Source organism: Bacillus sp. FSL R5-0447, assembly GCF_038606125.1.
In the GTDB taxonomy this organism is placed as follows: Bacteria; Bacillota; Bacilli; order Bacillales; family Bacillaceae; genus Bacillus; species Bacillus velezensis.
On record NZ_CP152012.1, the window covers coordinates 2,619,003 to 2,645,726 of the forward strand.

Here is a 26,724-nt window from a genome sequence, read left to right on the forward strand (position 1 = left end):
AGGATACCATCCCTTGTACAAAAGAATTTTTCTGTGCTTTAACAAGTTAATCCGCCGTCTATTGCCATTGTCTGTCCGGTCATAAAGGACGATTCAGGAGAAAGCAGGAAACGAACGAGTCCGGTCATATCGTCTGTTTCGCCTAAACGTCCCATCGGCGTCCTTCTGATAATCTGCGATTTTTGTTTTTCCGGCATATTTTTCGTCATATCGGTGTCCACAAAACCGGGCGCAAGTGAATTGACACGGATTCCTTTAGACCCAAGCTCCCTGGCCAGGCTTCGCGTCAAGCCGTCAAGAGCCGCTTTGGATGCGCTGTAGACTGAAGTGCCTTTAAATCCTCTTGAGCCGATAATGGAGCTTATGTTAACGATTGATCCGGAATTTTGTTTCAGCATGACACGGGAAACGTTTCGGGTCAGCTTGATGACTGAACCGATATTCAGGTTGAGGATGCGGTCAATGTCTTCATCATTGGTCAGGGGCAGCAGCTGATCAAGGTTCAAACCGGCGTTATTGACCAAGCCGTCTATTCTGGAAAACTTGCGGTATACTTGAAGAACAAACTGTTTCATGGCGGCATCATCCGCCGCATCCGCCGCTTCCCAATAAAAGCGGCCGCGGTACTTTTCACTCTCTCTCAATGTGTTAATAAAATCAGATTCACTGCGGCTGAAAGCGGCTACTTTGTAATCCTCATCCAAAAGCGTCTGTACAATCGCTTTTCCGAGCCCCCGGCTTCCTCCGCTGACGACCGCTACTTTTCCGTTATTCATATTTGCCTCCTGTTTTACACGTTTCTTATTTTTTTAAATCGGTCATTAGACAGTTTCCGATCTGTAACAGAGATGATCTGCGGTATCTGATATGGCTGCAGCTTCTGTTTGCAATGAGCTACGGCCCGCTTTCTGAAAGATTTGATATCTTCCTCTTTTTCAAGCACGGCCTCTGCTGCGACAATCTCGCCCGTAATCGGATTTTTTCTTCCCGTTATGAGAACATCCCGGACATTCGGTATCTCCAGAAAGACGCTTTCCACCTCTGCCGGAAACACTTTCTCTCCGCCCACATTAATGATTTCACTCTTTCTTCCAAGGATTCTTATATATTCGCCGTCTGTTTCCACCTGATCACCGGTGTCATACCAGCCGTCTTCATCGAAAGGTGACGGTGCGTTTAAATAGCCGAGCATCGCCGACTCAGAACGGACCCAAAGCGTGCCTCCGGTAATTTTGGTCTCTGTTCCGGCACCGCCCACTTTCATCCAAGTGGATTGGCTGTCTTTTGATTTCGTTGAGAATATACCCAGTTCAGTTAATCCGTATGTTTGTTTCAGCCGTACATCCGGAAACAGCCGGTGAATGCCGCGCAGCGTTGATTGGGGCATCGGTTCTGTGCCGTAAGTGATCAGCCGGAGTGAAGAGAGGTTATAGCCGGCATCCGCCTTGGACATCAGCAGCATGTTTAAAAAGGTCGGGGTTGCGGGGAGCACTTGGACAGCATGCTTGTCGACCGCCTGATAAACGGACTCCGGCGTTCTGCTGTCTGATGTGACGATGGTCCCCCCGTTAAACAGAATCGCAAACAGCGTATTAATGCCGCCGATATGATCCAATTTCAGAAAAATGAGCGTACGCAGCGGTTTTCTCTTCGCCGTTTTATATTTTTCAAGCAGCCGGCCGGCGCTTAACACGGATGCTTTGCTTTTGCCGGAGGTTCCCGATGTGAAAATAATAATGCCTGACTCCCCTCTCTCGCGCAGGTCATCAAGCAGAGGGTGGGAGGCGCTTTCAGAACCTTCACGAAGCGTCCAGCTGTCATTTTCATTTATTTCAATGATTTGATTCACTTTCGCGTCTTCAAACATATCGAGATGCTTTTCCCTTGATTCATTGCTGAGAGGGACAACGATATTTCGGTTTAACAAAAGCGCCATCAGCAAAAAAATAGCGTTCGGGGAATAATCCCCGATAAGCGCCACACATTCTCCTTCACGTATTCCGTTTTGTTCAAGTTCTTTCTGAAAAAAGCTAATTCGTGCCAGCAAATCATCATACGTAAAATTCTGCCCTTTAAAAATGAGAAACTCACTGTCTTGCGTTTCCCTAAGCTTATCAGTCACCCAGCTGATATCTCCCCCGCTTTCTGTTTTCATGATTGAGCACTGTCCATATATTTTTGATAAATATCACAAATGCTGCCGACGGTTGTAATGCTTGAAATTGTTTCTCCTTGGGAAAAAGGATCTACTCCGGTTCCCATCTCCATCTGTGCGACTAATTGAGCGATATCCAGTGATGAGAAGCCCAGATCCTCTATGACTCTCACATCATCTCCCGCTTCGACGGCCCGATATGACTGCTGTTCTTGAATGTCCTGAATGATTTGAGCGATGATCTGCTTCATTTCCTTGGTTTGTTCCATTTGCTTTCAGCTCCATTCTTCATTTTATAAACTTCTGATGACCCGCTTATAATCCGGAATATGATCTTGTGAAGAGGTCGGCACCGCCAGCAGCTTGTCCACCTTGGAAATGGCCAGCAATGTATGATTTCTTTTCATATAGACTTCAATCTGATAGCTGATTTTCGCCACTGAGATCATACCGAGGGACTCACCGTGAAAGTCGGGATCGCATTCTTCAATGTGTCCCGTCATATAAATATCAAGCTCTTCATCTGCAAAACAATTTCCGTAATAATACGTCTCTCTTTCAAGCAAAAATAAATGCCGCGCGATTGAAACCGGAAAACCCGGCTTCGACCGGCGCGTCATCCATTCAAATTCCGCCGCATCCATTATCTTGCTGAATTTCGCAAACACCATGGCATGCCCGGGCGCAGCATCCTGATCAACAGGAACCCGATATGAAACGGGGTCTGCTGTTTTGAGATTGCCCGGCTTCATACCGAAGGCGTCCGTTCTGATTTTCTTTGACCGCATCAGCGCGTAAGGCGGCTTGGCTAGCTTAGAAAGTTCCGCAATGCATTCAGCCTTAGGCGCTGAGACTTTGCGCGTCGAACCTTCTGTTTGTGTGACGTCGACGACAATTAAACTATTGGCTTTCATAGAAGGAAACCGTCCCCGGTCCCACTCGCTTTTATCAGAGCTGACCGCTCCTTTCGGCCCGAACAAATAATCAGATTCTAATATGGTTTCTCCAAACCGGGAGATATCGACTCCGACGGAAACCTCGTCCCATAATCGGTACTGATCAAGAGGCTGATCTGAAGGAACTTTGAGATGTGTCATAAAATAAGCCGGATACAAAATCAGCCCTTGGTGATCGGCCATCTGATCAGGCCGGAATCCCGTTCCGTCCGTTAAATGGTGACTGTGTGCGTTGCCGAATAACAGCAGCAGCGCGTACTCATTCAAATTCCCTAACCCGACATGGCTCATCGTTAATTCATGATTTTCAATCAGCATGGTCTGTCCTCCGCAGAAAAAATGTAATGGCTGGTCATACTCAGCCTGTAATCGATACCAGCCTTTGCGCAAGAAGGCCGGCTGTTTCTTCCATGAGCTGTTTGCCGATCAGATCGACATGCCTGTTTCTCCAATTTTCAAGCGGGGTTCCTTTCACCCACTGATTAAACGCGCCGAGCGCAGGGCCGCAATGAATTTGGTAATCTATTTTACTTTCGCTTTTTCCTTCCAGAGCGAGCCTTGTCGTATGAGAAAAATACCATTTAAATACCATCGCCATTTTGTGTTTCGGATTCTGTTCGGCTTTGGCGATCTGCTCAGGAGATTTATCACGTTTCAACTGCTCATACACTTCTTCAAAACCGCGCTGGAAATACTTTTCTTCAATTAATGTTTTCGTTTTTTCATCTATCTCATCTAAAGAATTGTATTGCCTGTACAAGTCAAAGAGTTTATTGGCTCTTGCCGGGAAAAACAGGCCTTTTTTCAGCACCTGCACCCTTGCTCCCGCTTCAAACATATCTCCCGCAGGAGCGTATGACGTATCCTGCACGTTCGCTTCCTGAAGCAGATCTTTCACTGAATCACTTGTCCCGGCTTCGACCGTGCATTGATTAATAGAACCGGTTCCGATAAATTCGGCGCCGAGCAGAAACGCGGCAGCAGCCGCTTCCGGAGTGCCGATGCCGCCCGCTGCGCCGATTCTTACTTTTTTCGCATAACCGTGCTTCTCCATCATGCGGTCTCTGAGTCTGATCATGGCAGGCATTAATGTATACGGAATCCCTTGGTCGGTATGCCCTCCTGAATCCGCTTCAACGCAAATGTCATCAGCCATCGGAATTTCTTTTGCAAGCGCCGCTTCCCCGGCTGTCAGCCGATTGTCAGACACAAGTCTTTCCAGCACATGAGCCGGAGCCGGATTCAGAAAGGCCTCAGCGACTTCAGGCCGGGATACTTTCGCGATGATTTTGTTTTGAACTGACACCGACCCGTCATGATTCCTGCTTAGTCCCCTTGCCCTGTATATAACAAGAGCGGGGGTTATGCCCATAAATGCCGATGCTTCAATAAGATGAATGCCGTTTTTCAAATATAAATCTATCATTCTGACTTCCTTGTCAGGTGACATCATATGATGAAGAAGATTCATTCCGAATGTTTCCCCTTGCCGCAGTGCAGACCGGATGGTTCCGATGGCCTGTCCGATCCGTTCGATACTCAATCCGCCCGTTCCGAAAAAGCCCAGCATTCCCGCTTTTGCCGCTTTAATGACCATCTGTTCCGAAGCAATTCCCCTGTACATGGAGCCCGTCATGTAAGCATATTGGACGTTATAATCTTTTTTAAAATCTTCGTTCCCTAATCTCATTCCCGCCGTTTTTTGCGGATCAGCTGCCGATACTTTAACATCAGCAGTATCAGACTCTTCTTTCGGCATAGGTAATGGGACGGCATCTTTTTTAATCTGACGCGTCAGTTTTGTCAGCACTTCCCCGGGCCCGACTTCTGCAATTTCATTATTTTCAAGTCCCATCAGACGGCGTATCGTGTCCGTCCACTTTACCTGATTGGTCATTTGCAAAGTCAGATTTGTTTTGATTTCATCATTCTTATAAGGTGCGGCATGAAGATTTGAGATCACCGGAAAACGAAGAGGCAAAAACGCCGTTTCTTCTAAATAATCCGCGAACTCTTTTTCAGCATCTTTCATATAGCGGGAATGGAAGGCGCCGCTCACATTTAAAGGAAGGTACATTCTCACGCCGGCTTTTTCAAAGACGGGGCCCGCTTTTTCAATGTCTTGTTTCGTTCCGGCGATCACAATTTGCGAAGGTGAATTGTGGTTAGCGATATCAATGCCGGTCAGATGATAATCGGATAAAACCTCTTTTACTTGTTCAGCGGTAAACCCCAAAACCGCCGCCATGCCTCCGGGAGCTGCCTTGCTCATGAGCTCCCCTCTTTTTTTCACAAGCTGCAAACCGGTCTCAAAATCAAAGCAGCCGGCCGCAAATAACGCATTATATTCTCCTAAACTGTGCCCTGCGGCGTAATCAGGCTCTCTGCCGGACTCTTTCATTTTCTTTAAATAACTGAGTGCACTCACCGTATATAACGCCGGCTGGGTAAATTGCGTTTTCCCCAGCTGGTGATTCGGATCCTCCAGACACAATTCTTCTATAGAGTAGCCTAATATGTCATCAGCCTGACGTGTCAGATCTTGAAATTCATCAAACAGTCCGGCTCCCATTCCTTTAAATTGAGAACCCTGCCCCGGGAACACAAACGTAAGCATCTTATCCTCATCCTTTCCGCATCGCCAATTTTGTACATCACATGTGGTTCTCCATACAAAAACGTCTCTTATATTCATATATTGACTGGTGTAAACACCGGCATAAAAATAAAAACACAAACGCGTTTGCGATTCAGCACAGGTTTAAAAATCGCAAACGCATTGTGTTTTCCTTTTCTAACATAATTTATATCAAGACATCTTGCTTGTTTACCGAATGTTTCGCATGACAAGCTGCAGTGCCAATATGCCCGAAAACAGCCATGACGGCACACTTCTCCCTTATCATGTATATGTAGATATATACACTACAATCATTTTTATAATCCCTATTTCCTCTTCAACGTGCCGAAACAGCGATTGAAATTTAATAGGTGCTTTACATCAATTTAATAAATTTAACAAATAGTTGCTATTTAAAGAGAATAATATCAATTTATAGATAATAATGTCAAGGCTTTATTTCGTTATTTTCTGACATTTATTCCACAGTTTTATGTTCGGTGGACAGTCGGCATAATTGTTTCGGGATAAATGTCAGATAATTCCCTGAACCCTATTCATGTCAAAGAAAATTCATCGCTTCTCTGTCAATTGGGTCTATACTTATTCTTCATTTTCATATATTATGTAAAAAAAAGATGAATTAGAAAAATTTTTAATCATTTTAAATACTATCCATTAAATACTTTCTTTGTATAATAATTTCTTATTATTCTAAGGAGGATCCAGTCATGAAATGGTACGCACTTTTTGTAGAGTCCGGAAAAGAAGAAACAGTTCAAAAATTTCTGCGTCTGCAGTTTGATGAGCAGGCTCTCTACTCAATCATACCCAAGAAAAAAGTCACAGAACGAAAAGCCGGAATCAAATACGAGGCACTCAAAAAGATGTTTCCGGGATATGTTCTGTTTAAAACAAAGATGACAGAGCGGACATTTCATAAAATCAAAGAACTCCCCATTTCATGCAGAATCGTGAATAACGGCGCATATTATTCCAAAGAGCGTAAAACCTATTTCACGACAATTACGGATGAAGAAATCCTCCCTATCATCAGGCTGATCGGAGAAGGAGACACTGTAGATTATTCAAAAGTCTATATTGAAAATTCAAAAGTAACCGTTGCCTCAGGGCCTCTTAAAGGAATGGAAGGCATTATTAAAAAGATCGATAAAAGAAAAAGACGCGCCAAAATCTGCCTGTCTTTTATGGGACTGGACAAAATGGTCAACGTCGGAATTGAAGTGCTCTCCAAACCCTAGCATTTCAAAAAAAGCATCAACAGCATGTGCCGTTGATGCTTTTTTTATATAAACAGACGAAAGCCCGACACCGAAATAACCCCGCTCACCACCGTCACGGTCAAACTTTTTGTTTTCAAGGCGATCACGATGGTCGGGATAAGCACGATCAAACCCGGCCAATTGATCAAAAGCGTTTGCTGTAAGAATGCAGACCGGCACATAAGAAAGCCACTTTAATACAGGCTGCGCCCATGACGTTACTGAATATTCACTTGCAGCTGAAAAATATGAGCCCCGACGATTTCAGAGCCGCTCAAAAAAACGGAATATTCGGTGCCTTCGGCGCGGTGATCTTCATCAGCTCTATTTTCATCCTGACAAACTGGTTCAAAGGAGGCCACGCAGTCATCGGTGCGTTTCTCATCTATATTTGCTATATGATCGGCTGTAAATGCCTGTTATGAAGATACGGCACCGCTGTGTATAAAAAAATGCCCGTCCAGAACAATAAGAACGATGTGTTCAGTTGTGAGCAGTTTATATGACTGAATGATCATGAGTTGTTATAATCAATGTCTAAAAACATTCCGGGAGGCGAAATAAATGGCCAGAAAATTATTCACACCATGGACCGTTAAAGATGTAACGATCAAAAACCGTATTGTTATGGCACCGATGTGCATGTATTCCTCACATGAGAAGGACGGAAAACTGCAGCCTTTTCATATGGCGCACTACATATCGCGTGCAATCGGACAGGTCGGCCTGATTATCGTGGAAGCGACAGCCGTTAATCCGCAGGGGCGCATTTCCGATCAGGATTTGGGCATTTGGAGCGATGATCATATCGAAGGTTTTGCCAAACTGACGGAACAAGTGAAAGCGCAAGGATCTAAAATCGGCATTCAGCTTGCGCACGCCGGACGTAAAGCTGAGCTTGAGGGAGACATTTACGCTCCGTCAGCCATTCCGTTCGATGAGCAGTCCAAAACACCGGCTGAAATGACGACAGAACAAATTAAAGAAACCATTCAGGAATTCAAACAGGCAGCGGCGCGCGCGAAAGAAGCCGGCTTTGATATTATTGAACTTCATGCGGCACACGGCTACTTAATGCACGAATTTTTGTCCCCTCTGTCCAATCACCGTACAGACGAATACGGAGGCTCACATGAAAATCGCTACCGCTTCTTAGGCGAGACCATTGAAGCTGTCAAGGAAGTCTGGGACGGCCCGTTATTTGTCCGTATTTCTGCATCGGATTATACAGACAAAGGGCTGGACATTGCGGATCATATCGGTTTTGCGAAGTGGATGAAAGAACAGGGAGTCGACCTCATTGATTGCAGCTCAGGCGCACTCGTTCAAGCTGATATTAATGTCTTCCCAGGCTACCAAGTGAGCTTCGCAGAGAAAATCCGTGAACAGGCCGAAATCGCAACAGGCGCCGTCGGTTTGATAACGACGGGAACAATGGCGGAAGAAATTCTGCAAAACAACCGCGCTGACCTTATTTTTGTCGCAAGAGAACTTCTGCGCGATCCGCACTTTGCAAGGAGTGCAGCGAAGCAGCTGAATACTGAAATACCGTCACCGGTTCAATACGACAGAGCATGGTGATGAAGTGACAGCCGGAGTTTTTCGATCCGGCTGTCTCTTTTTTTATTTTTTGAGAAACGATTGCCGAAGCTTCTCCGTCTTCCCTATAGAACCAATTAGAGGGGATGACTCCAATGAAAGCAGCATGGATGGAAAGGACATATCTGATTGACGGGTGTCCGTTTTATACGAAACACCGTAAAGGCGCCGGCGAAGTGACGATCGTCTTTGAAGCCGGCTACGGCACTTCTTCTGAAACATGGACATCATTACTCGCTGACATAGATGAAGAATTTGGGGTTTTCACATATGACAGAGCCGGAATCGGCAAAAGCGGACAAAGCCGAAACAAGAGAACGGCGGACCACATGGTACAGGAATTAAACGCTCTTCTTCTGAAGGCCGGCGTCAAGCCTCCTTATCTTGTCGTCTCGCATTCATACGGCGCGATTATCAGCAGACTTTGGGCGAGCCGGAACCGCCGGGATATTCTCGGGATGGTGATGCTTGATCCGGTTTCTGAGGATCAGGAGACGAAAGTGCTTCCGCTTCTTCCCGAAGAAATGAAAGCCGCCTATTTGAAACAGTTCATATTGGAAGGATCACACGCCGAATTTTTGACGAGCCTTCGTCAGATCAAGCATCAGCAGATTCATTTCGGCGATATGCCGCTGTTGATTTTATCATCGGGAGAGCGGGATGAGCGTTTAAAGCACGCTCATGAACAATGGGTGAAACTGCACAGAAGCATGCTTGATGTCTCTTATCAAAGCGGATGGATTCAGGCCAAAAACAGTTCTCATGCCATTCACCACGATGAACCGCACATCGTCCACCTTGCCATTTATGATGTTTGGTGCGCGGTGCGCCAGCAAATGAATGCTCCTGCCTATCAGGCGGTAAACTGATAAAACAAAAGCCATTGTGCAACGGCACAATGGCTTTTGTTATCGTGATCTATTTTGTCTCACGATGCAGCGTATACTTTTTCAACCGGGGTGAATACTTTTTCATTTCTAACCGGTCCGGATTCGTCCGTTTGTTCTTCGTCGTAATATAATTTCTGTCCCCTGTCTCTGTACAGGCCAATGTAACATTCACACGCATCATTTCCACCCCTTTAAATCGTAATTATTGCGTTTTATTATATCTCATCAGAAAAAAATGTCAAGCGTCCATTTTTTAAGACCGCTCCACAGTGACCTCCATGAAGTCAAATGCGATCTTACTGTTTTCAAATACCGCTTTCGCCTCATGTTCGAGACGCTCTATCGGCGATTCACCCTGATACCTTGCGCTGATATGAGTTAAGATCAGCTGTTTGGCGCCTGCTTTTTTTGCCGTTTGCGCAGCCTGTTCTGTCGTCGCATGATAATAATTATGCGCGAGCTTTGCATCTTCCTTTGCAAATGTTGCTTCATGAACAAGCACATCCGCATTGTGCGCCAGCTCCGTTACCCGCTCTGATACCCTCGTATCCCCGGAAAAAGCGACGATTCTTCCTTTTTTCGGGGGTTCCAGAAAATCCCGCCCGTTAATGATTCTGCCATCGTCAAGTGTGACCGTTTCGCCGTTTTTGATTTTCTGATAGACGGGTCCGGGCGGGATATTCATTTCTTTCAATCTGCCGGCCTGCAATGCGCCGGGAATATCCTTTTCCTGAACCCGGTAGCCGAACGCTTCCACGCCGTGAATGACGGATACTGCGGTAACAATGAATTGCTCATCTTCAAAAACCGTCCCCTCTTCGATTTCATGTACGGTAAGAGGATACGTCAGATGAGTCGCCGTCACGTTCAGGCTTGTTTCGATAAAGGCTTTAATGCCTTTTGGCCCGTAAATCGTCAGCTCTTCTTCACCGCCCTGAAATGAACGGCTCCCCAACAGACCCGGAAGCCCGTAAACATGGTCGCCGTGAAGGTGGGTGATGAAAATCTTCTCAATTTTCCTCGGTTTGATTGTTGTATGTAATATCTGATGCTGAGTGGCTTCTCCGCAATCAAACAGCCATACGGAACGCCTTTCTTCAAGAAGCTTCAGCGCGACGGACGTTACGTTTCTCGTCTTTGCCGGCATGCCGGCCCCCGTCCCTAAAAATAATAATTCCACAATGCTTCCTCCTAGATCTTTGTACTACTAAGGATACAGGATCAGGCTGAAAATGTGAATTCACCCGGGCCTTCTCCGGCCTGATTAATTTTTTTCCGCAAACCGCAAAAAACAGGCTGAAATGTTTGCTTTCAACGAATTTTAGATTTAAAATGAAGGAAATATGCGGGGTTTTAAACCATGCTTCAGATAAAGTGAGGTACTCTAAGTGAAAACAAACGACAAACCAAAAGCAGTAATTGTAATATTTGGTGCCACAGGGGATTTGGCAAAACGAAAACTTTACCCATCCATTCACCGTTTATATAAAAATGGTCAAATTGGTGAAGAGTTTGCAGTTGTAGGTGTTGGAAGAAGACCTTGGTCAAACGAGGACCTCCGGGAAACCGTTAAAACGTCTGTTTCTTCTGCCGGGCAAAAAGACATAGACGATTTCACATCTCATTTTTATTACCATCCGTTTGATGTAACGAATCCGGGTTCCTATCAGGAGCTGAATGTCCTGCTTGATCAGCTTGAACATACATATGAAATCCCGAACAACAGAATGTTTTACTTGGCGATGGCTCCTGAGTTTTTCGGCACTATCGCAAAATCACTTAAAAACGAAGGTGTCACAGCGACAAATGGCTGGTCCCGTCTCGTCATTGAAAAACCGTTCGGCCATGACCTGCCGAGTGCGAAAGAGCTTAACAAAGAAATACGCGAAGCTTTCACGGAAGATCAAATTTACCGGATCGACCATTACTTAGGCAAACAAATGGTTCAAAATATCGAAGTCATCCGGTTTGCGAATGCGCTGTTTGAGCCGCTGTGGAATAACCGCTACATCTCAAACATCCAGATTACGTCAAGTGAGGATCTCGGCGTTGAGGATCGTGCGAGATATTACGAGAAATCAGGCGCACTCCGTGACATGGTTCAAAACCATATTTTACAAATGGTCGCTCTCTTGGCGATGGAACCGCCGATTAAACTGAACACGGAAGAAATCCGCAGCGAAAAAGTGAAGGTGCTGAGAGCTCTCCGCCCTGTCGCTCCAAACGAAGTGAGTGACTTCTTCGTCCGCGGACAATACCAAGCGGGAACGATTGACGGAAACGCTGTACCGAGCTATACAGATGAACAAAATGTAGCACCGGATTCCAATACGGAAACATTCGTGTCCGGAAAGCTGTTAATCGATAACTTCCGCTGGGCCGGCGTTCCGTTTTATATCCGCACAGGGAAACGGATGAAAGAAAAATCAACGAAAATCGTCGTTCAATTTAAAGACATTCCGATGAACCTTTATTACGGCAATGAAACGAATGTAAATCCGAACCTGCTTGTCATCCATATTCAGCCGGACGAAGGCATCACACTATATCTGAACGCTAAAAAATTAGGCGGAGCCGCTCATGCTCAGCCGATTAAGCTGGATTACTGCAGCAACTGCAGTGACGAAATGAACACACCGGAAGCCTATGAAAAATTAATCCATGACTGTCTGCTCGGTGATGCGACAAACTTTGCCCATTGGGACGAAGTGGCGCTTTCATGGAATTTCGTCGATGCGATTTCCGAAACGTGGGCAGCCGACAAAACCCTTTCTCCGAATTATGAAGCCGGGTCAATGGGACCGAAAGCTTCGGACGATCTTCTTGAAAAAGACGGTCTCCACTGGTGGAATATATAAGAAAACATCAAAAACCGCGGCGCCGTTCATGACGGCCCGCGGTTTTTGATATCAGAAAAGCCCCCGCAATCAATGCGGGGGCTTCTTCATTACTTCATCCATTCAGTATGGAAAATGCCTTCTTTATCTGTGCGTTCATACGTATGCGCGCCGAAGTAATCACGCTGCGCTTGAATCAAGTTTGCAGGAAGCACTGCCGTACGGTAGCTGTCGTAATACGCAAGTGCGCTTGAGAACGAAGGTACCGGCACGCCTTGGGCTACGGCAAGTGAAATCACTTGGCGAAGGGCGCCTTGGTAGCTTTCTGCAATGTTTTTGAAATAGCTGTCTAACAGCAGGTTGTCAAGCTCCGGTTCACGGTCATATGCGTCTTTGATCTTTTGCAGGAACGCCGCGCGGATGATACAGCCGCCGCGGAAGATCATCGCGATTTCACCGTATTTCAGATCCCAGTTATACTCTTCAGACGCGGCTTTCATTTGGGCGAAGCCTTGTGCGTAAGAACAGATTTTACTCATGAAGAGCGCTTTTCTGACCGCTTCAATCAGCTCTTCTTTATTTTCAGTGACCGGCTTAACGTCTGGTCCGGACAGAAGGCTGCTTGCTTTCACACGCTCTTCTTTCATTGCGGAAATGAAACGCGCAAAAACAGATTCAGTGATAATCGGAAGCGGCACGCCTAAGTCAAGAGCGCTTTGGCTTGTCCATTTACCCGTTCCTTTTTGGCCTGCTTTATCAAGGATCACGTCAACTAGCGGTTTGCCCGTTTCTTCATCTTTTTTAGTGAAAATGTCAGCCGTGATTTCGATCAGATAGCTGTCAAGCTCTCCTTTGTTCCACTCAGCGAATACTTCGTGAAGCTCTTCGGCAGACAATCCGAGCACCTGTTTCAAAATGAAATATGACTCAGAGATCAGCTGCATGTCACCGTATTCGATACCGTTGTGCACCATTTTTACATAGTGCCCCGCTCCGTCCGGGCCGATGTATGTCGTACAAGCTTCTCCGTCCACTTTAGCAGAAATGGCTTCTAGAATCGGTTTCACGAGTTCGTGCGCTTCCTTTTGGCCGCCCGGCATAATAGAAGGCCCTTTCAGCGCTCCCTCTTCACCGCCTGATACACCCGTTCCGATAAAGTGAATGCCGCTTTCGGCAAGCTCTTTGTTCCGGCGCTGTGTATCTTTATAGTATGTATTTCCGCCGTCAATCAAAATATCGTCTTTTTCCAGATGAGGAAGAAGAGATTGAATCGTCGCATCCGTTGCAGTTCCCGCTTTAACCATTAATAAAATTTTACGGGGTGTTTCAAGAGACTGGACAAACTCCTCAATGCTGTATGTACCGACAACATTTTTGCCTTTTGCCTCTTCTAAAAACTCTTCCGTTTTGCTGCTTGATCTGTTGTATACAGACACAGAAAATCCCCGGCTTTCGATGTTAAGAGCCAGATTTTTACCCATTACCGCAAGACCGATAACTCCGATTTGTTGTTTTGACATATTCTAACGTCCCTTCTTCAAACGTTTAACCATTTTAAAATTTAAATTAAAATAAAATGATATTTATACTAAAGAAATTATCATACATAACCCCTTTTTTCAAGTTATTCACCTTTTCTTTTCATCCTGAAAAAAGTCTCTGTTAAAGCTCGTTCCCCTTGTTTTGCTTTCTTCTTTTTTTATAACGGCGCCTTTTCTGATCAGGTTTTGGCCGTACTTTTCATTCAGCTCGTTCATCATCTGAAAAATCGGCTCATCCTTTGCGTCCTCCTTGAATGAAAACAGATCAAGCTGTTTATATGCCTGCTGTTTTTCAACCAGTTCCGTTCCGGTGATGCCGAGAAGCCTTACCGGATTTTGGTTCCAGTGCTTGTCAAACAGTTCCATCGCCGCTTCCATAATGTCTTTTTTCTGATCAGCCGGATTGCTGAGGGTCATGCTTCTTGTGACCGTTTTCCAATCCGCATACCGAATCATGATGAACAGCCGGCAGGCCATGACCTCCTTACGCTGGAGCCGTTCGCTCACAGACAGCGCGAGCCGGTCAAACACGCCCGTTAATTCATCCCAGTCAGCCGAATCATGCGACAGGGTGGATGAGTTGCCGACGCTTTTAAATTCATATATCCGCTCGGGATTGACTTCTGCAGGATGGATGCCGTTCGCTTTATCCTTCAGCCTCGGGCCGTTTATGCCGAGAAGCGTTTTCAGCGCATGTTCATCTCCTTTTGCCAAATCACCGATCGTTTTGATGCCGAGCGTTTTTATTTTTTCCGCAGTTTTCGTTCCTATACCGTGCATCTCTTCAATCGGAAGAGGCCATAATACGTCCGGCAGCTCTCTTTTTCTTAAAATGGTGATGCCGAGCGGTTTTTTCATGTCAGAAGCCATTTTAGCGAGAAATTTATTCGGGGCGATGCCGATGCTTGACGGAAGCAAAAGCTCTTTTTGCAGTCTCGCCTGAATGTCTGCGGCTGTCTCATACGCCCTGTGGCTGTGCGGTGTGTCCGTAATATCCATGTATCCTTCATCAATAGAAACAGGCTCGACTAAATCCGTATACTCCCTCAGAATGCTGAACATTTCTTTTGACGAACTCCGATAGCGGTCAAAATTCGGAGGCACGACGATGAGTTCCGGACAGAGGCGTTTTGCCCGCCACACCGGCATGGTGGTCTTTACGCCCCGCGCTCTCGCTTCATAGCTGCAGGTGACGATGATTCCTTTCCGTTCCTTCACGTTTCCGGCAACGGCGATAGGTTTTCCTCTTAAAGACGGATCATACGCCATTTCTACGGAGGCATAAAAACTGTTCATATCGATATGAAATATAATTCTCCCTTTTCCGGCCACTCCCGGCGCCTCCTTTCCTTTCATAGACAACCTTATATATATGTAGTAAAATAAGAGCTGAATGGATGTGATAAAATGATTCTTGAGTCAATGAATGACTTTTTATTTTTAGTCGATTTTTTCACAATTATTCTTCCCGCTCTGACCGCGATCGGCATCGCTTTTCTTTTGCGTGAGCGCCGCGCAGGCGAGCATTGGAGAACGAAACGAATAGATGAACATCAAGCAGTCGTTCAGCTGAACCGAACAGACTTTCTTATTATTATATATCATCGCATTACAACTTGGATACGTAAAGTCATCCGCATGAATTCACCGGCGAATGATGATGAAGATGTCAGCTTCCTCCTTTTATAACGGCAAGTGAAGATAAAAAGGAGGAGACATAATTGTCTAAAACATATCAAAAATGGATTGCATTCGGATTGTTTTTTATCGTACTGTGCACAGGCCGCTCGGCTTTTGCGGCGACATCTCAGACTCAGACGGGAGGCCTCGGGAATATCGGGTTTTTCCACGATTACCTGATCGAGCCGTTTTCGGCACTTTTAAAAGGTGTGGCGGGCCTGTTCCACGGTGAGTACGGATTGTCGATTATTCTGGTGACGATTATCGTCCGGATCGTTGTTTTGCCTTTGTTTGTGAACCAATTTAAGAAACAGCGGGTGTTCCAGGAAAAAATGGCTGTGATCAAACCGCAGGTCGACAGCATTCAGGCTAAAATGAAACAAACGAAAGATGCGGAAAAACAAAAAGAACTGCAAATGGAAATGATGAAGCTTTACCGTGAGCACAATCTGAATCCGATGGCAATGGGATGTCTTCCGATGCTGGTGCAATTCCCAATTTTGATCGGTTTTTATTACGCCATCCGCTCAACCCCGGAAATCGCTTCACACTCATTTCTGTGGTTCAGCTTAGGGCATTCTGATATTCTTGTATCACTGTGCGCGGGGGCCATGTATTTCTTACAGGCTTATATTTCCCAAAAATTAAACGAGAAATATTCACCGGCTGCTCAAAATCCGGCCGCAATGCAGTCAGCAAAAATCATGGTCTTTATTTTCCCTGTCATGATGACCGTTTTTTCACTTAACGTACCGGCTGCGCTGCCGCTTTACTGGTTTACAAGCGGACTGTTTTTGACAGTGCAGAATGTACTTTTACAGCAGACGCATCATAAAAAGAAACAAGCTGCGGCTCAGGCGGAGCCCGCCAAATCATAATACTGAAACCCTGCCGGAACCTATCCGGCAGGGTTTTTTCTTGTATCTGTAAGGCTTTAAGCCAATTATTATGAAGAATGAAAAAAGCACCCAATCAACTGGGTGCTTCGTTTTTAATTGGCCGCTGTTTCGATAATGGCAACGACCATTTCCGCCGTTTTGACGAGCTCTTCAATCGGCATTTTTTCATTTTTCGTATGGATTTGTTCATAGCCTACTGACAGGTTGACTGTCGGAATGCCGTGGCCGGCAATGACGTTTGCGTCACTTCCGCCGCCGCTTGTCTGAAGTTCGCTCGGCCGGCCGATTTTTGCCGCCGCTTTTTTCGCGACTTCCACAACCTGATCGCCGTCCTGATATTTGAAACCCGGATACATGACCGCGATGTCCACTTCCGCGCGGCCTCCCATCTCAGCTGCAGCAGATTCGAAAGCTTCTTTCATTTTCTGCACTTGCGCTTCCATTTTTTCAGGCACTAATGAACGCGCTTCAGCCAGAATATCAACCTGGTCGCAGACGATATTGGTTTGCGTGCCGCCTTCGAAACGTCCGATATTAGCCGTTGTTTCTTTATCAATACGGCCGAGCGGCATTTTAGAGATTGCTTTTGATGCGATTGTAATCGCGGAGATGCCTTTTTCCGGTTCTACTCCCGCATGAGCCGTTTTCCCGAAAATGGTTGCTCTCACTTTCGCTTGTGTCGGTGCGGCTACAATAATGTTGCCGACTTTTCCGTCTGAATCAAGCGCAAAACCGTATTTCGCGGTAATGTCTGAACGATCCATTGCTTTTGCCCCGACTAATCCCGATTCTTCTCCGGCCGTGATAATGAATTCAATGGTGCCGTGCTCGATGTTTTGTTCTTTCAGCACTTTAATGGCTTCAAACATTGCGGCAAGACCCGTCTTATCATCAGCGCCAAGAATCGTCGTGCCGTCGGATTTTACATAGCCGTCTTCCACAATCGGCTTAACGCCTTTGCCCGGGACAACCGTGTCCATATGCGATGTAAAATAAATCGTATCCGCATCTTTTGTGCCCTTTAACGTACAGATTAAGTTGCCGGCTCCATGCCCGGTCACTTCTTTTGTACCATCTTCTTTTACGCTCAATCCTAAATCAGTGAATTTTTGTTTGAGCACTTTGCTGATTTCCGCTTCATGTTTTGTCTCTGAATCAATTTGAACGAGTTCAAGAAATTCTTCAAGCAGACGTTTTTCGTTTACCATTTTCAGTTCCCTCCGTTTAAAGCGGTATATTACCGTGCTTTTTTTTCGGTCTTTCCTCTTCCTTATGCGCAAGCATGTCAAATGCCTGAATCAATTTTTTCCTCGAGTCTTCCGGCCGGATGATATCATCCACCATTCCGCAGGCCGCCGCTTTATACGGACCGGCGTTTTCCTTTTCGTATATGGCTTTTTTTTCGCGCTTCGTTTTCTCCGGGTCGTCAGAAGCCTGTATGTCTCTGCTGTATAAAATCGACGCCGCGCCTTCCGCTCCCATCACGGCGATTTCCGCATTGGGCCAGGCGAATACAAGATCTGCCCCCAGCCCTTTCGAATTCATGGCCACATAGGCGCCTCCGTAAGCTTTTCTGATGATGAGCGTCACTTTCGGCACCGTCGCTTCGGCAAAAGCATACAGCAATTTTGCTCCGTGACGGATGATTCCCGCATGTTCCTGCTGAAGGCCCGGAAGAAATCCAGGAACATCAGCGATCGTCAATAGCGGAATATGAAACGCGTCGCAAAAACGGATGAATCTCGACGCTTTGTCAGCGGCATCAATCGTGAGGCTCCCCGCCAAGTGTTTCGGCTGGTTTGCGACAACACCGACTGTACGCCGTCCGAGTTTCAGAAAACCGACAGCAATGTTTTTGGAAAAATACGGATGAATGTCAAAAAACGTTCCGTCATCCGCCAGCTCTTTTATTACCTGTAACACATCGTAAGGTTTCGAACTGTCCGCGGGAACGAGGGTGTTTAATAACGGTCTGGCGTCTTCCTTTTTAACGGGTGATGCCGTCTGTCCGCCGTGCGGGAGATAAGAAAGCAGGGTTTTCACAGCGGAAAGAGCCTCTTTTTCCGTTCGTGCGGAATAGTGGGCATTTCCGCTTATCACATTATGTATTCCCGCACCGCCTAAACTTTCCGCGTCAATCTGTTCACCCGTCACCTGTTCAATGACTTTCGGGCCTGTAATAAACATGTGCGACGTATGCTTCGCCATAATCACAAAATCCGTCAATGCGGGTGAATAAACAGCACCGCCGGCACACGGCCCAAGGATGACAGAGATTTGCGGAATCACTCCCGAGTAAAGGACGTTGCGCCTAAAGATATGACCGTATCCATTTAATGATACCACACCCTCTTGAATTCTCGCACCACCTGAGTCGTTCAGCCCGATGATCGGAGTTTTATTTTTCGCCGCCAGATCCATTACCGCCGCGATTTTTTCCGCATGTGTCTCGCCGAGCGTCCCGCCGAGTACGGTAAAGTCATGGGCAAACAAATACACGGGCCGTCCGTCAATTGTGCCGTATCCGGTAACAACGCCGTCTCCCGGAGCATTTCGGGACCCGGGCATGCGGCTTTTGGCAAACGGCTGCAGCTCTGAAAAACTGTCTTCGTCCAATAAATCGTCAATTCTTTCTCTTGCCGTCAGCTTGCCTTTTTTGTGCTGTTTTTCATTTTTTTCCGCTCCGCCGCCGTTTGTTAAAAAGGAACGTCTTTCATTTAAGTGTCTGATATGATCACTCATGCTCATCTTCAGTTTCTCCTTTTTCAATTGTTTCACAAAGCTCAATCAGGACCCCATTCGCCTCTTTTGGAGAGAGAAATGCGATCTTCTTCCCGCCCGCTCCGTATTGCGGTTCATGATGGATCAAAGTCATGCGGCATGCTTCAAGCTCCTTGATCGTTTCCTTCATATCGGCGCAGCGGAATGCCAAATGATGCAGTCCTTCGCCTCTTTTCTGTAAAAAAGAGCTGACGGGAGACGCGTCCGACAGCGGCTCAATCAGCTCAAGCTTTGTGCCTCCCGCCTCTAAAAAAGCAACTCTCACATTTTGGCCGCTTACCAGCTCGTCTCCCATATACGTAAGCCCGAGCATCCGTTCGTAAAATCCTCTCGCAGCTTCAATAGAGCTGACGGCAATGCCGACATGATCAAGTTTTTTCATAGCGCGGCCACCTGCTTTCCGCCATAGGATATGGCTTGTTCATACAAGCAAAACACGTTAAAATGATAGACAGTAATCTTAAGGAGTGAAACAATGTCTCAAAAATTTATGAAAAGCGCCGTTATCGTCATTTTGGGCGTATTTATACTTTCAACCCTCCTCTCAGGCATTATGATGTATTTGCGGTAAAAAAGCAGGCGCCTCATTGCAAGGGGGTTTCCTGCTTTTTTATGAGGGCTTTCCGCTCTATTGCAATGTCCTCGAATGAGCGGTTTTCTTTTGTAATCAATACTTTCGTTCCGGGAGGGATAATCCGGAAAATACGGATGACATCCCGGTTTTTCATACGGATGCAGCCGTTTGATACAAACCCCCCGATCAGCTCTTCTCTGTTTGTTCCGTGAATGCCGTATATCCTGCCGTCGGTTCCTTTCGCGTCAAAACCGATCCAGCGGACGCCGAGCGGGTTTTCCGGCGCGCCTCCCTTTACATTTTTCTTCCGGTAATACGGATTGACGGCTTTGACCGTTACCGTAAATTCTCCTTCAGGCGTCAAATCATCCGTTTTTCCCGTCGCCACCTGATAAATGCCTTCTATTCGGTTATCCTTCACAACAGCAAGCGCATTTGTGGCTTTATTGACGATAATATAAGGGTCACCCGGCAAAGGGTTCGCGCCAAGCGGCCAAAGCGGAGACAGCAGCAGGGCGGCTGACAATAAAAAAAATCGCATGGGCTCCTCTCCTTTTTTTCATTAGAATGACCAATGAAAGGAGGACTCATGCGATTGATCCATATGTTTTTTACAGCTTGATGCCTTTGAAATAACTTTTAATCACGAGATATTGTTCCATCTCACCGAGGAGGTGGAACAAAGCCGCCCGCGCTTCAAACTCCTCGCGCGTTGCCGGGAGCGGCATTTCTTCAAATTCCGTTCTCATTTCTGCAAGTCTTTTTAAAAATTTATGAGCGGTATTGCCGGGGTGAATGGCTTCCCTTAATTCATGGATGAAATGGGCGATTATTTTGCCCTGCTCCACCGTTATTGAAATAGAGGTAATCTTCGGCAGCAGCCGTTCAATGATTTCAAATTGTTTCTGTCTCATCTTAAAATAATGATAGTAAAGATTTTCATGGCGCAAAATATGATTCTGCACGTCCCGATAGGCGAGGTTTTTCGCCTCTTGAATCATCTGATGCGTCTCCGGTATTTCCTTCCCCGACCAATCTTGCTCACCAGTTAACAAATACCGTTCGATTTCGGCGAAGATGACGGAAAAGTTGTCCTCAATTTTTTTCCGGTACGCCGCGAGTTTTCTGTCGAGGCTCGGCATATACAGATTCATTAACAGCGCGACGCCGATACCTACGGTGATCAGCTGGAACTCATTCCAGATAAACGCCATCGTAATGCCGCCGGACATATATAAATGAAGAATGATTACTGAGCTGGTGACGATCCCTTCGTTTATTTTTAAAACGACTGTAGTCGGAATGAACAGCACCAGCAATATTCCGATCGCAAACGGATAATAGCCGATCAGCCCGAAAAAGACATATGAGAAGACGATCGCCAATAAACAGGCGGCAAATCGGGCCCACGAGGCCTGAAGCGACCGCTTTTGCGTAATCTGGATGCACAATATGGTGATGATTCCTGCGGATGCGAAGTTTTGCAGATGCAACAGCTGGGCTAAATAAATGGCCAGCGCCGTTCCAAGTGCGGTCTTTAGTGTGCGGTAACCGATTTTAAACATTGCTTGCTCCATTCTGTTTGTTTCTTTCTCAAAAAAAAGAAGAAGAGCATTCTTCTTCTTTTCTTCCAGTTATATTTTATAATATTTTTTCTAAAAAGTCCTGTGCTCTTTTTGACTTCGGAGAAAGAAAAAATTCTTCCGGCTGCCCGTCTTCCACGATCGTCCCTTCATCCATAAATAATACGCGGTCTGCCACTTCTTTGGCAAATCCCATTTCGTGCGTTACGATCACCATCGTCATGCCCGTCTGCGCGAGCTCTTTCATCACCTCAAGAACTTCTTTGACCATTTCCGGGTCAAGAGCCGAGGTCGGTTCATCAAACAGCATGATGTCAGGATTCATGGCAAGCGCCCGCGCGATGGCGACCCGCTGCTTCTGTCCGCCTGACAAACGGTTCGGATAGTCGTTCCGTTTGTCAAGCAGTCCGACTTTTTCAAGGAGGGCGCACGCCTTTTCCTCCGCCTCGTTTTTAGACTCTTTCTTCACGCTGACCGGCGCGTATGTGATATTTTCAAGCACCGTTTTATGAGGAAACAAATGAAAATGCTGAAATACCATGCCGATATTTTCCCGCACTTTCAGTTTATTCGTTTTAGCTGCGGTAATTTCATTTTCTTTAATGGCAATCGTTCCGCCGCTCGGGGTTTCCAGCAGATTTAAGCAGCGCAGAAACGTTGATTTGCCGGAACCGGAAGGGCCGATGACAGCGACGACTTCCCCTTCTTCGATCTGTGTTGAAATGTTTTTCAGTACTTCATGTTTCCCGAATGATTTTGACAGGTTGTCGACCTTAATCATTGGCTTTCAGCTTCCTTTCTACGCCTTTTCCGATGAATGCTAAGATCAAAACGAGCACGTAATAGATTAAGCCCGCCACAATAAGAGGTTCTAAATAGTTGTATGTTGCGGCGCCGGACTGGTAGGCCCGTCTCATAATGTCGCCAAGACCGATAACTGTGACGATCGCCGATTCTTTCGTTAAGGTGATTAATTCGTTAATAATAGCCGGAGAAATGTTTTTAAACGCCTGCGGCAGCAGCAGATCTTTCATCATTTTTCCGTACGGCACGCCGAGAGCGACGGCAGCCTCTTTTTGTCCTTTGTCAATTGCGTTGATTCCCGCTCTGATAATTTCAGAGACGTAAGCGGCTGAATTGAGCGATAATGCGGTGACCGCCGCCCAAAATTGATCGATCTGAAAGCCCAGAAGCTGCGGCATACCGAAATAGATGATCATCAGCTGCAGCACGAGCGGCGTGCCGCGGAATATCGAAGTATAAAAATCCGCAATCCATTTCAGCGGACTGATCGTGCTGATTTTAAATAAGCTGAGCACGATGCCTAATACAAGACCGATGACCGCCGAAACGAGCACAATTTTCAATGTGACCGCAAGGCCTTCCAATATAAAAGGAATTTGGGGGATTGTCGCTGAGAAATCCAAATTCATACGTGTGATCTCCTTTGTCTTTATTCAAGATAAAAAGCTCAACGAAAAGTTGAGCTTTCTTTTATTTCTCGTTGGTGAACCATTTTTTCTTCAGTTTTTCGATTTCTCCGTTTTTCTCCATTTCTTTCAGCGCTTTGTTGAACTTCGCTGTCAGATCACTGTCTTTGCGGAACGCAATTGCGGAACCCGATTCGTCTGATTTCGCATCTGCTGACGCAAAGCCCTGCAGATCTTGATTTGAACTGAAATAGCCTTGTGCTACGATGTCTTCGATAATCGCGGCATCAAAACGCCCGGATTTGATCTCTTCGGTCAAGTCTGAGATCCGGTTGCGGTCTTCGAGCTGAAAACCGTATTTCGAAGCGAGCTTCTTGCCTTTTTCTTCTTGAATGGAGCCGAGCTGAACACCGACGGTTTTGCCTTTCAGATCATTCAGGGATTTCATGCTGCTTCCCTTTTTCGTAACGATCATATTGTTAGCAGTATAATAAATATCAGAAAAATCAACTTGCTTTTTCCGTTCCGGCGTAGGTGTCATTCCAGATAAAATCATATCTACCTGCTTGGACTTCAAGGCTGTAATCAGGCTGTTGAAGTCCATGTCCTGCACCTCAACGTCATAGCCGGTCTTTTTGCCCAGAGCTTTTGCCAGATCAACGTCAAACCCGGTGATCTGATCGCCGTCTTTATATTCAAATGGTTTATAGTCAGCCGATGTACCCATAATCAGCTTGTTCTTTCCGCCCTCTGAGCCTGAATTGCCTGATCCGCAGGCGGACAGCGCAAAGGTGATACATGCGGCAGCTAATACCAACAGCCATTTCTTCATGATTCATTTCCCCCATATCTACTGATCTCTTAAAATTGAATATTTATTCGTTAACTTGTATTTTAAACACTTTTTAATTGTGATGCAATACTATTTTTGAAAAATATATTTTCCTTTCTGTGTTTATTATAGTCATTGTTTTTCAAGTTAGTGACAGCTGAACGCCGATGTATAAATATTTATATTTATACAGATGCCATATAAAAAAACCCCGCAAGCGCTTGGCTCCGGGGTTTTTCTTTCACTTATACTTCTTCACAATATTCTTCAAATGCTTCCTGCAGTTTTGTGACGACGGCCATCGGCTCATGGCCTTCAATTTCATGGCGTTCCACCATTTTCATGATTTTCCCGTCTTTTAAAATGGCAAATGACGGAGAGGACGGCGGATAGCCTTCAAAGTATTCTCTCGCTTTGGCTGTCGCTTCTTTATCCTGTCCGGCAAATACCGTCACAAGCTGATCCGGGCGTTTATCGTAATGTACGGAATGGTACGCGGCAGGCCGTGCAATACCGCCTGCGCATCCGCACACAGAGTTGACCATGACGAGTGTCGTTCCTTTTTTCGAAAGCGCATCGTCCACTTCCTCAGCGGTTTTCAGCTCTGTATACCCGGCGGCCGTGATTTCCTGGCGGGCTTGACGCACGACATCATTCATAAATAAATTAAAATCCATATTCAACTGGGACATCTCCTTTTTGATCATCTCTTCTTATGATAGCAAGGAACCTCCCTATCGGCAAATGACACCGCTCATATCCAATTGTTTTTTGTCCCTTTTATGTTCCCGATGTAAGTTTATGACCCTTTAAAAACGGGAAACTTGTTAAGGAGATTGTCTGAAATAAAGGAGCAGTCATATGAGCCAACGGAAAGCAGTTTTAATTTATAACGGAAACGCCGGTCAAAAACAAATTGATAAAACGCTCGGCACGGTCGTCCCCATTTTGGCCCAGTCAGCTGATGAACTTTTGATTAAACCGACCAAACATCAGGATGATGCCCGTCAGTATTGTGAAAATCTCGACAGTTCAGTTGACCATTTATATATTTTAGGCGGAGACGGCACTGTGCATCAATGTATCAACAGCATCAGCAAGCTTGATCACAGACCCGCTATCGGCATTTTGCCGGGAGGAACGTGCAACGATTTCTCACGGGCGCTCGGCATCCCGCAAAACCTTCAAAAGGCCGCTGAAGCGCTCGCGGCCGGACATAAACGGATGATTGACGTCTGTAAAACGGATGACGGCTATTTTCTGAACTTCTGGGGCATCGGACTGATCACCGAAGCATCAAGCCATATTAATGAAACTGAAAAAGCATGGCTTGGTAAAATCAGCTACTTCACGAGCGCCTTGCGGACGATGACAAGCGCGAACCCGTTTCCTGTCAAATTGACGATTGACGGCGAGGTGAAAGAAGACGAAGCCGTAATGGTGCTTGTCATGAACGGGCATTATATCGGGACAAACAGAGTTCCCCTGCCTGATGCCAGCCTCCAGGACGGCTTAGCCGATGTGTTAATCTGCCGCAACACAAGCCTTGCCGCGCTGCGGGAGCTGATGACGATGGAGCAGGGTTCGTTTGATGATTTCAAAGGGGAGCTGTCCTATATTCAGGCCTCCAGGATTGAAATCGTAACCGCACGTGAGATGGGCGCGGATACAGATGGCGAGGTATACGGAACAACACCTTGTACGATCGAAGTGAAAAAACATCATCTCACTATGCTTGTTCCCGAGGATTCACAATGAAAATAAAAAAGCTCCTTTTGCCGCCCGGGCAAAAGGAGTTTTTTTAATAGACGGAAGTATGTTCATCAATGTTTTCTAAGATCTCTTTGACGCGTCCGAGGAATCGGCCGCACACGAGCCCGTCGAGCACTCTGTGATCTAAAGACAGGCAAAGATTAACCATATCACGAACGGCGATCATCCCGTTATTCATGACAACCGGACGTTTGACGATAGATTCTACCTGAAGAATCGCCGCCTGCGGATGGTTGATAATGCCCATAGATTGAACTGAGCCGAAAGATCCCGTGTTATTGACGGTAAATGTGCCGCCCTGCATATCTTCCGCGGTAAGTTTTCCGTTTCTCACTTTTTTCGCAAGATCCGTTATTTCTCTGGCTATGCCTTTAATCGTTTTTTCATCAGCATGCTTAATAACCGGAACAAACAGCGAATCTTCCGTGGCAACGGCAATGGAGATGTTGATGTCTTTCTTTTGGACGATTTTGTCCCCCGCCCACATGCTGTTCATCTGCGGGAACTCTTTGAGAGCCTGCGCCGCCGCTTTTACAAAGAAAGCGAAAAACGTTAAATTGAAGCCTTCTTTCTGTTTAAATGAGTCTTTAATGCTGTTTCTGTACGCCGTCATGTTCGTGACGTCGACTTCCATCATCGTCCAGGCATGCGGAATTTCTGTTTTGCTTTTATGCATATTGGCGGCGATGGCTTTTCTGACGCCTGTAACCGGAATTTCAATATCACCGGCTGACAGAGCGGGTTGCGGCGCTTGTTTTTGCTGTTGTTTCGGCGCTTGTTGCGTTGTTTGAACGGCAGCCGGCGCCGGTGCTTCCGACTTCTGCTTCATTCCCGAATCAATGATCTTTTGAATATCTTTTCGCGTAATTCTTCCGCCTGCACCCGTTCCTTCAACTTCTTCAAGCTGAATGCCGTGTTCTCCCGCTAATCTGAGCACGGCCGGCGAATAACGCGCTTTATTTGACTGATCTTTACCTTGACGGTTTGCACCGGTGTCTGAAGGAGTATTCTGCTCTTCTTCCCGCTTCGGCGCCTCTTCCGTTTCCGTTTCTTCTGTTTCAATTTTGCAGATGATCTCGCCGACTGCAAGAGTCTGGCCTTCTTCTCCTACAAGTTCTGTAATCGTACCGGTAAAAGAAGACGGCACCTCCGCATTCACTTTATCCGTCATGACCTCCGCGATGGGGTCATATTTATTCACTTGATCACCGGGGGATACCAGCCACTTGCTGATCGTCCCTTCCGTCACGCTCTCTCCGAGCTGAGGCATAGCCATTTGTTCAATCGCCAT

General features: G+C 46.2%; 27 protein-coding genes and 2 pseudogenes. 9 read left to right on the forward strand and 20 right to left on the reverse strand.

The window, feature by feature from the left end; genetic code table 11:
• Positions 1–38: 38 nt before the first annotated feature.
• Genes NYE68_RS12930 through fabD form a run of 5 tightly spaced genes read right to left on the reverse strand, consistent with a single transcriptional unit; the run spans position 39 to position 5,728 of the window.
• Positions 39–776, reverse strand: coding sequence for an SDR family oxidoreductase (locus NYE68_RS12930; RefSeq protein WP_007408405.1), 738 nt, complete (start codon positions 774–776; stop codon positions 39–41).
• A 14-nt stretch (positions 777–790) separates the two neighbouring features.
• A complete protein-coding gene (locus NYE68_RS12935; RefSeq protein ID WP_324636733.1) occupies positions 791–2,155 on the reverse strand; it encodes a long-chain fatty acid--CoA ligase in 1,365 nt (454 codons plus the stop codon).
• Positions 2,152–2,424: an acyl carrier protein gene (locus NYE68_RS12940; protein ID WP_229041278.1), complete on the reverse strand. Its 273-nt coding sequence runs from the start codon at positions 2,422–2,424 to the stop codon at positions 2,152–2,154. The genes NYE68_RS12935 and NYE68_RS12940 overlap by 4 nt, the downstream gene beginning before the upstream one ends.
• Before the next feature lie 24 nt (positions 2,425–2,448).
• Positions 2,449–3,429: an LnmK family bifunctional acyltransferase/decarboxylase gene (locus NYE68_RS12945; protein WP_015240163.1), complete on the reverse strand. Its 981-nt coding sequence runs from the start codon at positions 3,427–3,429 to the stop codon at positions 2,449–2,451.
• 40 nt (positions 3,430–3,469) lie between these two features.
• Positions 3,470–5,728 carry an ACP S-malonyltransferase gene (fabD, locus tag NYE68_RS12950; protein WP_229041277.1) on the reverse strand — a complete coding sequence of 753 codons (2,259 nt, stop codon included), beginning with the start codon at positions 5,726–5,728 and terminating at the stop codon, positions 3,470–3,472.
• A gap of 734 nt (positions 5,729–6,462) precedes the next feature.
• Here fabD and loaP point away from each other — a divergent pair.
• Positions 6,463–6,993 carry an antiterminator LoaP gene (gene loaP / locus NYE68_RS12955; protein WP_022552995.1) on the forward strand — a complete coding sequence of 177 codons (531 nt, stop codon included), beginning with the start codon at positions 6,463–6,465 and terminating at the stop codon, positions 6,991–6,993.
• A gap of 44 nt (positions 6,994–7,037) precedes the next feature.
• Here the strand turns inward: loaP and NYE68_RS12960 are convergent.
• A pseudogene (locus NYE68_RS12960) lies at positions 7,038–7,221 on the reverse strand (AzlD domain-containing protein); the annotation flags it as partial.
• 5 nt (positions 7,222–7,226) lie between these two features.
• On the opposite strand from NYE68_RS12960, the pseudogene NYE68_RS12965 reads away from it, so the two are divergent.
• The 3 genes and pseudogenes from NYE68_RS12965 to NYE68_RS12975 all read left to right on the forward strand — a co-directional run.
• A pseudogene (locus tag NYE68_RS12965) lies at positions 7,227–7,439 on the forward strand (hypothetical protein); the annotation flags it as partial.
• Between the two features lie 139 nt (positions 7,440–7,578).
• Positions 7,579–8,595 (forward strand): NADPH dehydrogenase NamA, encoded by a 1,017-nt coding sequence (namA, locus tag NYE68_RS12970; protein WP_003153250.1) that lies wholly within the window; start codon positions 7,579–7,581, stop codon positions 8,593–8,595.
• A gap of 113 nt (positions 8,596–8,708) precedes the next feature.
• Positions 8,709–9,482: an alpha/beta hydrolase gene (locus tag NYE68_RS12975; protein WP_012117933.1), complete on the forward strand. Its 774-nt coding sequence runs from the start codon at positions 8,709–8,711 to the stop codon at positions 9,480–9,482.
• 49 nt (positions 9,483–9,531) lie between these two features.
• Here the strand turns inward: NYE68_RS12975 and rpmG are convergent, their stop codons facing one another.
• Both rpmG and rnz read right to left on the reverse strand, forming a co-directional pair.
• Positions 9,532–9,681: a 50S ribosomal protein L33 gene (gene rpmG, locus NYE68_RS12980; RefSeq protein WP_003153246.1), complete on the reverse strand. Its 150-nt coding sequence runs from the start codon at positions 9,679–9,681 to the stop codon at positions 9,532–9,534.
• Positions 9,682–9,756: 75 nt separating this feature from the next.
• Complete coding sequence (gene rnz, locus NYE68_RS12985; protein ID WP_015417779.1) at positions 9,757–10,683, reverse strand: ribonuclease Z; 927 nt, start codon at positions 10,681–10,683, stop codon at positions 9,757–9,759.
• A 208-nt stretch (positions 10,684–10,891) separates the two neighbouring features.
• On the opposite strand from rnz, the gene zwf reads away from it, so the two are divergent.
• Complete coding sequence (zwf, locus tag NYE68_RS12990; RefSeq protein ID WP_012117935.1) at positions 10,892–12,361, forward strand: glucose-6-phosphate dehydrogenase; 1,470 nt, start codon at positions 10,892–10,894, stop codon at positions 12,359–12,361.
• A gap of 89 nt (positions 12,362–12,450) precedes the next feature.
• Here zwf and gndA read toward each other — a convergent pair whose 3' ends face one another.
• Both gndA and NYE68_RS13000 read right to left on the reverse strand, forming a co-directional pair.
• On the reverse strand, positions 12,451–13,860 hold the full coding sequence (gene gndA / locus NYE68_RS12995; RefSeq protein WP_007408395.1) for an NADP-dependent phosphogluconate dehydrogenase: 1,410 nt from the start codon (positions 13,858–13,860) through the stop codon (positions 12,451–12,453).
• A 108-nt stretch (positions 13,861–13,968) separates the two neighbouring features.
• Positions 13,969–15,213, reverse strand: coding sequence for a DNA polymerase IV (locus NYE68_RS13000; protein ID WP_039254561.1), 1,245 nt, complete (start codon positions 15,211–15,213; stop codon positions 13,969–13,971).
• Positions 15,214–15,288: 75 nt separating this feature from the next.
• Here NYE68_RS13000 and NYE68_RS13005 point away from each other — a divergent pair, with 75 nt between their 5' ends.
• Positions 15,289–15,570 carry a hypothetical protein gene (locus NYE68_RS13005; RefSeq protein ID WP_003153239.1) on the forward strand — a complete coding sequence of 94 codons (282 nt, stop codon included), beginning with the start codon at positions 15,289–15,291 and terminating at the stop codon, positions 15,568–15,570.
• A gap of 32 nt (positions 15,571–15,602) precedes the next feature.
• Positions 15,603–16,439 carry a membrane protein insertase YidC gene (locus NYE68_RS13010; RefSeq protein ID WP_007408393.1) on the forward strand — a complete coding sequence of 279 codons (837 nt, stop codon included), beginning with the start codon at positions 15,603–15,605 and terminating at the stop codon, positions 16,437–16,439.
• A gap of 113 nt (positions 16,440–16,552) precedes the next feature.
• On the opposite strand, the gene NYE68_RS13015 is transcribed toward NYE68_RS13010, so the two are convergent.
• Genes NYE68_RS13015 through mce form a run of 3 tightly spaced genes read right to left on the reverse strand, consistent with a single transcriptional unit; the run spans position 16,553 to position 19,623 of the window.
• Positions 16,553–17,668, reverse strand: coding sequence for a M20/M25/M40 family metallo-hydrolase (locus tag NYE68_RS13015; RefSeq protein WP_039254556.1), 1,116 nt, complete (start codon positions 17,666–17,668; stop codon positions 16,553–16,555).
• Between the two features lie 16 nt (positions 17,669–17,684).
• The gene (locus NYE68_RS13020; protein WP_324636960.1) at positions 17,685–19,202 is read right to left on the reverse strand and encodes an acyl-CoA carboxylase subunit beta; all 1,518 of its coding nucleotides are present in this window, start codon (positions 19,200–19,202) and stop codon (positions 17,685–17,687) included.
• Entirely contained in the window at positions 19,195–19,623 is a 429-nt protein-coding gene (gene mce / locus NYE68_RS13025) for a methylmalonyl-CoA epimerase (RefSeq protein WP_039254550.1), read from the reverse strand. Before mce ends, NYE68_RS13020 begins: the two co-directional genes overlap by 8 nt.
• 93 nt (positions 19,624–19,716) lie before the next feature.
• Between mce and prli42 the strand changes: the two genes are divergently transcribed.
• Entirely contained in the window at positions 19,717–19,812 is a 96-nt protein-coding gene (gene prli42, locus NYE68_RS13030) for a stressosome-associated protein Prli42 (protein ID WP_007408390.1), read from the forward strand.
• A gap of 13 nt (positions 19,813–19,825) precedes the next feature.
• On the opposite strand, the gene NYE68_RS13035 is transcribed toward prli42, so the two are convergent.
• The 6 genes from NYE68_RS13035 to brxB all read right to left on the reverse strand — a co-directional run bounded on the left by NYE68_RS13035 (position 19,826) and on the right by brxB (position 24,343).
• The gene (locus tag NYE68_RS13035; RefSeq protein ID WP_014418329.1) at positions 19,826–20,356 is read right to left on the reverse strand and encodes a L,D-transpeptidase; all 531 of its coding nucleotides are present in this window, start codon (positions 20,354–20,356) and stop codon (positions 19,826–19,828) included.
• A gap of 70 nt (positions 20,357–20,426) precedes the next feature.
• Complete coding sequence (locus NYE68_RS13040; RefSeq protein WP_007408388.1) at positions 20,427–21,380, reverse strand: aromatic acid exporter family protein; 954 nt, start codon at positions 21,378–21,380, stop codon at positions 20,427–20,429.
• A gap of 76 nt (positions 21,381–21,456) precedes the next feature.
• Positions 21,457–22,179 carry an amino acid ABC transporter ATP-binding protein gene (locus NYE68_RS13045; RefSeq protein ID WP_012117941.1) on the reverse strand — a complete coding sequence of 241 codons (723 nt, stop codon included), beginning with the start codon at positions 22,177–22,179 and terminating at the stop codon, positions 21,457–21,459.
• Complete coding sequence (locus NYE68_RS13050; RefSeq protein ID WP_003153227.1) at positions 22,172–22,831, reverse strand: amino acid ABC transporter permease; 660 nt, start codon at positions 22,829–22,831, stop codon at positions 22,172–22,174. The genes NYE68_RS13045 and NYE68_RS13050 overlap by 8 nt, the downstream gene beginning before the upstream one ends.
• 61 nt (positions 22,832–22,892) lie before the next feature.
• On the reverse strand, positions 22,893–23,660 hold the full coding sequence (locus NYE68_RS13055; protein ID WP_007408386.1) for a transporter substrate-binding domain-containing protein: 768 nt from the start codon (positions 23,658–23,660) through the stop codon (positions 22,893–22,895).
• 245 nt (positions 23,661–23,905) lie between these two features.
• The gene (gene brxB / locus NYE68_RS13060) at positions 23,906–24,343 is read right to left on the reverse strand and encodes a bacilliredoxin BrxB (RefSeq protein ID WP_015417784.1); all 438 of its coding nucleotides are present in this window, start codon (positions 24,341–24,343) and stop codon (positions 23,906–23,908) included.
• A gap of 178 nt (positions 24,344–24,521) precedes the next feature.
• Between brxB and NYE68_RS13065 the strand changes: the two genes are divergently transcribed.
• Positions 24,522–25,418 (forward strand): YegS/Rv2252/BmrU family lipid kinase, encoded by an 897-nt coding sequence (locus NYE68_RS13065; RefSeq protein WP_324636731.1) that lies wholly within the window; start codon positions 24,522–24,524, stop codon positions 25,416–25,418.
• Between the two features lie 43 nt (positions 25,419–25,461).
• On the opposite strand, the gene NYE68_RS13070 is transcribed toward NYE68_RS13065, so the two are convergent.
• On the reverse strand, positions 25,462–26,724 hold the full coding sequence (locus tag NYE68_RS13070) for a dihydrolipoamide acetyltransferase family protein (protein WP_229045260.1): 1,263 nt from the start codon (positions 26,722–26,724) through the stop codon (positions 25,462–25,464).

Excerpts from the sequence above, each read along its gene's own strand:
- NYE68_RS13045 (WP_012117941.1), bottom strand. The coding sequence starts at position 22,179 with ATGATTAAGGTCGACAACCTGTCAAAATCATTCGGGAAACATGAAGTA.
- NYE68_RS13070 (WP_229045260.1), bottom strand. The coding sequence starts at position 26,724 with ATGGCGATTGAACAAATGGCTATGCCTCAGCTCGGAGAGAGCGTGACG.
- NYE68_RS12975 (WP_012117933.1), top strand. The coding sequence starts at position 8,709 with ATGAAAGCAGCATGGATGGAAAGGACATATCTGATTGACGGGTGTCCG.
- NYE68_RS12935 (WP_324636733.1), bottom strand. The coding sequence starts at position 2,155 with ATGAAAACAGAAAGCGGGGGAGATATCAGCTGGGTGACTGATAAGCTT.
- NYE68_RS12945 (WP_015240163.1), bottom strand. The coding sequence starts at position 3,429 with ATGCTGATTGAAAATCATGAATTAACGATGAGCCATGTCGGGTTAGGG.
- NYE68_RS13005 (WP_003153239.1), top strand. The coding sequence starts at position 15,289 with ATGATTCTTGAGTCAATGAATGACTTTTTATTTTTAGTCGATTTTTTC.
- loaP (WP_022552995.1), top strand. The coding sequence starts at position 6,463 with ATGAAATGGTACGCACTTTTTGTAGAGTCCGGAAAAGAAGAAACAGTT.
- rpmG (WP_003153246.1), bottom strand. The coding sequence starts at position 9,681 with ATGCGTGTGAATGTTACATTGGCCTGTACAGAGACAGGGGACAGAAAT.
- NYE68_RS13035 (WP_014418329.1), bottom strand. The coding sequence starts at position 20,356 with ATGCGATTTTTTTTATTGTCAGCCGCCCTGCTGCTGTCTCCGCTTTGG.
- fabD (WP_229041277.1), bottom strand. The coding sequence starts at position 5,728 with ATGCTTACGTTTGTGTTCCCGGGGCAGGGTTCTCAATTTAAAGGAATG.
- NYE68_RS13055 (WP_007408386.1), bottom strand. The coding sequence starts at position 23,660 with ATGAAGAAATGGCTGTTGGTATTAGCTGCCGCATGTATCACCTTTGCG.
- NYE68_RS12940 (WP_229041278.1), bottom strand. The coding sequence starts at position 2,424 with ATGGAACAAACCAAGGAAATGAAGCAGATCATCGCTCAAATCATTCAG.
- NYE68_RS13015 (WP_039254556.1), bottom strand. The coding sequence starts at position 17,668 with ATGGTAAACGAAAAACGTCTGCTTGAAGAATTTCTTGAACTCGTTCAA.
- NYE68_RS12930 (WP_007408405.1), bottom strand. The coding sequence starts at position 776 with ATGAATAACGGAAAAGTAGCGGTCGTCAGCGGAGGAAGCCGGGGGCTC.
- gndA (WP_007408395.1), bottom strand. The coding sequence starts at position 13,860 with ATGTCAAAACAACAAATCGGAGTTATCGGTCTTGCGGTAATGGGTAAA.
- mce (WP_039254550.1), bottom strand. The coding sequence starts at position 19,623 with ATGAAAAAACTTGATCATGTCGGCATTGCCGTCAGCTCTATTGAAGCT.
- NYE68_RS13050 (WP_003153227.1), bottom strand. The coding sequence starts at position 22,831 with ATGAATTTGGATTTCTCAGCGACAATCCCCCAAATTCCTTTTATATTG.
- prli42 (WP_007408390.1), top strand. The coding sequence starts at position 19,717 with ATGTCTCAAAAATTTATGAAAAGCGCCGTTATCGTCATTTTGGGCGTA.
- NYE68_RS13065 (WP_324636731.1), top strand. The coding sequence starts at position 24,522 with ATGAGCCAACGGAAAGCAGTTTTAATTTATAACGGAAACGCCGGTCAA.
- namA (WP_003153250.1), top strand. The coding sequence starts at position 7,579 with ATGGCCAGAAAATTATTCACACCATGGACCGTTAAAGATGTAACGATC.
- NYE68_RS13020 (WP_324636960.1), bottom strand. The coding sequence starts at position 19,202 with ATGAGTGATCATATCAGACACTTAAATGAAAGACGTTCCTTTTTAACA.
- NYE68_RS13040 (WP_007408388.1), bottom strand. The coding sequence starts at position 21,380 with ATGTTTAAAATCGGTTACCGCACACTAAAGACCGCACTTGGAACGGCG.